The organism is Nonomuraea sp. NPDC049141, assembly GCF_040648415.1.
In the GTDB taxonomy this organism is placed as follows: domain Bacteria; phylum Actinomycetota; class Actinomycetes; order Streptosporangiales; family Streptosporangiaceae; genus Nonomuraea.
In genome coordinates this window covers 1-1,555 of sequence record NZ_JBEZDR010000203.1, presented here as the reverse complement: position 1 = coordinate 1,555, position 1,555 = coordinate 1, and the positions used below count along the sequence as shown (strand labels likewise).

Genomic DNA, 1,555 nt, shown 5'->3' with positions numbered 1-1,555 from the left:
GCTTTCACCGGGCGGGCCGCGTCGGCTCCGGCCCGCTGACCGTTCTCGCCTGGATGCGGCGTGCCGTGCGTCAGCGTGGCCGGCGGCCGGTCTGGCCCGGCGAAGCGGCGCGCGGGGGGTGGGTTCGCGGCAGGGGCGGTGAACCTGTTAACCTTGGCGCCGGCCCGCCCGGTGAAAGCCGGGTGGGACCGATGCCGGTCCGCCGGCGGAGGGGTTGTGGCGCAGTCCGGTAGCGCACCTCGTTCGCATCGAGGGGGTCAGGGGTTCGAATCCCCTCAACTCCACCCAGTTCAGGCCGTTTCCGCCAGTCGGAGACGGCCTTTTCGATCTTGTGGAGCAGCGCGGCAGAGCAACGGCGCTCTGGCGAGGGTGGGCCGGGCCCGGCTCAGTCGGCCGACGCGGCTGCTGCCAGGAGCCGGTACGTGGCGTCGTCGAAGGCGACCAGGCGGACGTGCTCGACGGCGGTCGGTGTCGCCCTGATCGTCGTGACCGCGATCGTCGCCGCCTGGTCGGACGGGTAGCCGTAGACGCCGGTGCCGATGGCGGGGAAGGCGACGCGGCGGGCGCCGATCTCGTCGGCGACCTGGAGGCTGCGCCGGTAGCACGAGGCCAGGACGTCCGCCTCGCCGTGGCCGCCGCCCTCCCACACCGGACCGACCGTGTGGATGACGTGGCGTACGGGTGGATCCAGGTCGAACGCGGGGGTGGCGACGGCCTCGCCCGGATGGCACGGCGCGAGAGCGGCGCCCGCCTGGGCCAGGCCTGGTCCCGCCGCCCGGTGGATCGCCCCGTCGACGCCACCGCCGCCCAGCAGCGACTCGTTCGCCGCGTTGACGATGCCGTCGACTTCCTCGCGGGTGATGTCACCGCGTACCACTTCGATCACGGGCATGGACCGATCATGTCATTGGGGCCGCGGAGGATCGGCCCTACCGTGGCAGGTCGAGCGAGATGTGCGCGGACAGCGCGCGGAGGAAGCCGGGCGCGTCGAAGACGGCGCCGGCGGAGGCGACACCGACCGTCCTGGTCCGTCCCGTGAGGATGCGGTGGACCGCTTCCACCACGAGCGGCGCACTGACGGCGTAGATGTCCTGGCCGCTCGCCACGGCGCGCCGTTCCTCGCCGCCGGAGCGCACGACGACGTCGACGAGGAAGGTCTGCGCGGACCGGCCGCGATCGTCGACGGCGGTCGGCGCCGATGTCTCCGGAGCCGCCAGCTCGCCGGCCGCCTCGACCGTCATGTAGGTGCACACCTCTGGAATGGCCAGGTGGCTGGGGACGGTGACGACGTCGGCCATGGTGAACTCGCCGATCACGGCCCGGATCCCCATCGGGTCGGGGAAGGGCCACTTCAGGGTCGGTGGGGCGTCGTCGCGGTACTCCAGCCGCCCGTCGCGGTAGCGGACACGCCGGCCGTCCCGGCGCTGCCGGGAGACCGTGCCCGCGGCGCGGGTCCCGGCCGTGGGGTGCCAACCGCTCAAGCCGTACGCGACGTGCGCCTCGTCGGCCGCCGTCCAGTCGCCCATCGCCGCGGTGACCAGCAGGTCGCCGAGGC

1 protein-coding gene, 1 tRNA gene and 1 pseudogene are annotated in these 1,555 nt (G+C 73.6%); 1 reads left to right on the top strand and 2 read right to left on the bottom strand.

The window, feature by feature from the left end; genetic code table 11:
• Window positions 1-210: 210 nt before the first annotated feature.
• Window positions 211-284, top strand: a tRNA-Ala gene (locus AB0B91_RS65875).
• 101 nt (window positions 285-385) lie between these two features.
• Here the strand turns inward: AB0B91_RS65875 and AB0B91_RS65870 are convergent.
• Window positions 386-892 (bottom strand): O-acetyl-ADP-ribose deacetylase, encoded by a 507-nt coding sequence (locus tag AB0B91_RS65870; protein WP_357660133.1) that lies wholly within the window; start codon window positions 890-892, stop codon window positions 386-388.
• Window positions 893-929: 37 nt separating this feature from the next.
• Window positions 930-1,555 (bottom strand): annotated as a pseudogene (locus AB0B91_RS65865) (saccharopine dehydrogenase); the annotation flags it as partial.

Excerpts from the sequence above, each read along its gene's own strand:
- AB0B91_RS65870 (WP_357660133.1), bottom strand. The coding sequence starts at position 892 with ATGCCCGTGATCGAAGTGGTACGCGGTGACATCACCCGCGAGGAAGTC.